This window comes from Hydrocoleum sp. CS-953, assembly GCF_002260545.1.
In the GTDB taxonomy this organism is placed as follows: Bacteria; Cyanobacteriota; Cyanobacteriia; order Cyanobacteriales; family Microcoleaceae; genus Trichodesmium.
Window position 1 is genome coordinate 1 of sequence record NZ_LGSU01000802.1, and the last position, 4,740, is coordinate 4,740.

A 4,740-nucleotide genomic window follows, 5' to 3' on the forward strand; every position below is an offset into this window, starting at 1 on the left:
ACATTATATGATTGGGGCGGCTTCATCTGATTTAATGTTAAAACTTGTTAACTTAAACTATAACCCGCCCCTACTGAACTGATTTATGAAAAATTATTTTATTTGTTTTATTGAATAAATAGTCATATAAATGGGAGAATTGACCAAAATAAATAAATTGTATCAGAATTTTTTGGTGAGTGCAAGCCAAAAATTGGTGGCGCAAAGGATTTTTTTCAGGTAGCTCTCAGAGAATGAATATTTTGGGGAGTGGGTGTGGATGGCGATCGCCTCTAGAAATTTAGATATGATTGGAACTCAAAAGATAGGAATATGGAAAAATTTATCAGGGGTTGATTTTTTTCAGAAGCTTCACAGAATTATTAGCGGTAATCTAGCTTTGGGTAGCGAGCGCTCTGATTGTGATTAGTCTGAAAAATACTTTTTTTATATTGATTAAATAGTCATGCGTATATGCGAGTAACAACCAATAAATAAATTGTATCTGGATTTTTGTGAAAATGCAAGCTAAATATCTTCGGATTTTTGGTAGCTCTAGAGACCGTTTTTTTCTTTGAGAGGTAGGCTGAATCAGAGACAAAATTTCTCCTACATTTTCAAACCTTTTCTTAGTCGCTCCGACAATCATTTTATCCAAGATTTTTCCAATTTCATCACTCACACTTGACTGTAAATAATCTCGCCATACCCAATCATTTTCACTCACATCAAATAACTCAAAAGGTTCCACTCCAGTTAATAAATGAATACAAGTCACACCCAAACTATAAATATCGCTAGCAAAAGTTGCTTTTCCTACTGATTGTTCTGGTGCAGCATATCCGGCATAACCTATAACAGTTCCCGTCACACCTAAACCAGTCTTTGTGGCATATTTAGCTGCCCCGAAATCTACCAATATTAATTGATTATTATTCTTTCTCCTAATAATATTCTCTGGTTTAATATCTCGATGAATTACCTGCTGAGAATGAATAAATTCCAACACAGGTAATAAACTTTTTAACAACTCCAAAATTTGACTTTCATTAAAAGCTTCCGACTCTTCTAACTCTTGCTGTAAATTTTGCCCGTCGATAAATTATCGTACTCAATAATGTCGATTATCCTGAGTAAAATATGCTAAAAGTTCGGGAATTTTTGGATATCTACCTAAACCATCCAAACGTTTAGCTTCTTGAGCAAATAATTCTACAGCTTTTGATAAATTTTTAGTTCCTTGTGCTTGAGTAAAAAATTGTTTAATTACGCAAAAAGGTTTTGAATATTTATATTCATATACGGCTTGAAAAGTTCTGCCAAAACCTCCTTCCCCGATAATTTTTAAAGCGCGATAACGTTCGGCTAAAACTAATTTTTCACCACAGCTTTGACAGAATATTGTTTCTGGTGGGTTGAATTTTAAACAGTCAGGATTTAAACATTGAGTCATTTCAGTACCTATTAGAAATTTGAATAAGATTCTGGTGAGCTGGAAGCTCTGAATGAGAATTTTAATTATTCTGAAAATATGGGGATAAATTTCTGTATAATTCCCAGAAAAAAGGATATTCTTCTGGTTGATGTACTAATTCAGCTTTTACTGGATTTTGTCTGATGTATTTCCAGACGTCTATCATTTCTTTTTGACTTTTAATTAATCTCTCGTGTCGCCCATCTTGCCAAACTTTGCCTATATGATTCATAACTTTATGAATTTGCTTGGGACTATAGCCTTTAATACTGTGCAGAATACTTCCTATTGACGAATATTCTGACTCTTTTTTCAGAAAAGGGACGATTAAACAATGTACATGGTCTGGCATAATTACCACGCTAAAAATTTGATATCTTTGTTGGTGAAAAAATAGCAATGAATTTAAAACAATTTATCGTGATTATGGAGTTAATTCTAATCTTTACCAGGTGACAAATGTGATGAAATAAGCAGGTTATATAAATTGAAATTCAGAATATTTACTCATAATTTTGATGGTGATTTTTTCCACCCAGTGTGAGCATCTTGCTCGCGTACTTATAGGAATGAATTTAAAACAATTTATCGTACTTAATATACTAATCCTAAATGATTTGTGAAAAAAACTATAGGGATTTGGAAACCAAATTCCTCTTTTTCTTGGGTTTAGACACAAAACCTCTAAGATGAAATATTACAACCTATTTAGAATTGCTATAGCAATCAGTTGTGACCTGTGAGATATTTAAGAACAATTAATATCAATCAAAATCCTTTGATCTTCTGGCTCCTGAATCCTGACTCCTAATACCACTAAAATCTCACATCTGATTCCTGATTGCTATATATAGCTTTTTGCCATAAGTCCTGATTCAGATAAGTTTCACAAAACAGATTAGAAAAACCAATACTTTGCTAAACTACCATTAAGCTATAACTACCAAAATAGTCCTCTAATTCTGAAGAATTCTCGGTTTATTTATGTATGTACCTCTTTGGCCTGGAAAACCATATCCCCTAGGATCATCCTGGGATGGCAAAGGCACTAACTTCACTATATTCTCTGAAAATGCTACTAGCGTAGAACTTTGCCTATTTGACAAGGAAAACAAAGAAACACGACTAGCTCTGACAGAAGTTAGTAACTTTGTCTGGCATGGCTATGTACCAGGTATAAGTCCAGGTCAAAGATATGGATTTCGAGTACATGGTCCCTACGAACCATCCCAAGGGCATCGTTTTAATCCTCATAAACTATTAATTGACCCTTACGCAAAAGCAATTGATGGGGATATAGTTTATGGTGAAGAAATATTTGCCTATTCTTGGGATAATCCAGAAAAAGATTTAGCCTGCACCTTGGATGATGATGCTCATCTAATGCCAAAATCTGTGGTGATTGATGAAAGGTTTGATTGGGGAGATGACCAACTATTAAATATTCCCAACCACGAAACAATAATTTATGAAATTCATCCCAGAGGGTTTACTAAACTACATCCTGATATTCCAGAAAATCTTAGGGGTACTTATGCGGGGTTAGCACATCCAACGGCGATCGCTTATCTTCAGTCTTTAGGCATTACGGCGGTAGAGTTAATGCCAGTACATCACTTTCTTCGATACCCAGGACATTTAGTTGATAAGGAATTATCTAATTACTGGGGTTATGATTCTATTAATTATTTTGCTCCCTACAGTGGTTATAGTTCTAGTGGTAGGGCAGGGGAACAAGTTAAAGAATTTAAAAAAATGGTCAAGGCTCTGCATAAGGCTGGTATTGAGGTGATATTGGATGTGGTTTATAACCATACTGGAGAAGGTAATCATTTCGGTCCAACTTTATCCTTCAGAGGTATTGATAATGCTGCTTATTACCGTCTGGTAGAAGATGACCCCCGCTACTATATGGATTTTACTGGTTGTGGTAATTCTCTCAATGTTCGTCACCCCCAGGTATTGAAGTTAATTATGGATAGTCTACGTTACTGGGTGACGGAAATGCACGTTGATGGTTTTAGATTCGATTTGGCTTCAGCTTTGGCGCGAGAATTATATGAAGTGGATAGTTTGGCAGCTTTCTTTGATATTGTTCATCAAGACCCGGTTATTTCTAATGTGAAATTAATTGCTGAACCTTGGGATGTTGGAGAAGGTGGTTATCAAGTTGGTAATTTTCCTCTATTGTGGTCGGAATGGAATGGTAAATATAGAGATGCAGTTAGAGATTTTTGGCGAGGGGAAGAGGAAACATTAGCTGAATTTGCTTATCGTTTTACGGGTAGTTCTGATTTATATGCTTCTAATGGTAGATTGCCTCATGCGAGTATTAATTTTGTAACTGCCCATGATGGTTTTACTTTGAATGATTTAGTTAGTTATAACGAAAAACATAACGAAGCAAATGGTGAAGATAATAATGATGGAGAAGAACATAATCGTTCTTGGAATTGCGAAGAGGAAGGAGAAACTGACGACACAGATATACTTATTTTAAGAAATCGTCAAAGGCGTAATTTTTTAGTCACTTTAATGTTGTCTCAAGGCGTACCTATGTTATTAGGTGGAGATGAATTTGGGCGGACGCAAAAGGGTAATAATAATGCTTATTGTCAGGATAATGAAATTTCTTGGTTGGATTGGAATTTACAAGTAGAAAATTCAAATTTATTAGATTTTACTCGACAGTTAATTTATTTCCGTTGTCAACATCCGGTATTTCATAGACGTAAATGGTTTCAAGGTCGTGCAATTCATGGTTCGGATGTGAATGATATAGGTTGGTATAATCCTGATGGTGGAGAAATGACTGAGGAACAATGGAATATTGATTTTGCTAAAGCTGTTGGTATTTTTTTAAATGGAGAAGAAATTCCTGCTAGTGGCGAGCGTGGGGAAAGGATTGTTGATGATTGTTTTATGATTTTTTTTAACGCTCATTATGAATTGATAGAGTTTACAATTCCTCCTAAGTTTCAAGATAGAAATTGGGTGGTTACTGTTGATACGAGTAAGTCTCGTTTTGTGGAGAATGGTAAGCAATATCAAGGTGAAGTTCTTATTCCTGTTATGGAACGTTCAATTGTTGTTTTAAGGCGTTTGTAATTAATGGATAATTGATAATGGATAATTGATAATTAAGTACCAGGACAAAATTAATTGTGCATTTTTGATTGCTCTGTCATATCTATCAAAGGATAAAAAACAAATTTATATACAAATAATTTTGTCTACTTATTTACCTATCCCTTTTAGGGTTTTCGGAGGGTTTTTACCCTCTGGGG

The 4,740-nt window shown here is 34.7% G+C and carries 4 protein-coding genes; 1 reads left to right on the top strand and 3 read right to left on the bottom strand.

Going from position 1 to position 4,740, the window contains the following annotated elements:
• Positions 1-373: 373 nt before the first annotated feature.
• The 3 genes from AFK68_RS44730 to AFK68_RS10020 all read right to left on the bottom strand — a co-directional run bounded on the left by AFK68_RS44730 (position 374) and on the right by AFK68_RS10020 (position 1,853).
• Positions 374-1,078, bottom strand: coding sequence for a protein kinase (locus AFK68_RS44730; protein ID WP_371357312.1), 705 nt, complete (start codon positions 1,076-1,078; stop codon positions 374-376).
• A 12-nt stretch (positions 1,079-1,090) separates the two neighbouring features.
• Positions 1,091-1,432, bottom strand: coding sequence for a 4-Cys prefix domain-containing protein (locus AFK68_RS44735; RefSeq protein ID WP_371357311.1), 342 nt, complete (start codon positions 1,430-1,432; stop codon positions 1,091-1,093).
• Between the two features lie 61 nt (positions 1,433-1,493).
• A complete protein-coding gene (locus AFK68_RS10020) occupies positions 1,494-1,853 on the bottom strand; it encodes a transposase (protein WP_256386528.1) in 360 nt (119 codons plus the stop codon).
• Between the two features lie 584 nt (positions 1,854-2,437).
• On the opposite strand from AFK68_RS10020, the gene glgX reads away from it, so the two are divergent.
• Positions 2,438-4,561 carry a glycogen debranching protein GlgX gene (gene glgX, locus AFK68_RS10025; RefSeq protein ID WP_094672582.1) on the top strand — a complete coding sequence of 708 codons (2,124 nt, stop codon included), beginning with the start codon at positions 2,438-2,440 and terminating at the stop codon, positions 4,559-4,561.
• The last annotated feature ends 179 nt before the right edge of the window (positions 4,562-4,740 follow it).

Excerpts from the sequence above, each read along its gene's own strand:
- AFK68_RS44735 (WP_371357311.1), bottom strand. The coding sequence starts at position 1,432 with ATGACTCAATGTTTAAATCCTGACTGTTTAAAATTCAACCCACCAGAA.
- glgX (WP_094672582.1), top strand. The coding sequence starts at position 2,438 with ATGTATGTACCTCTTTGGCCTGGAAAACCATATCCCCTAGGATCATCC.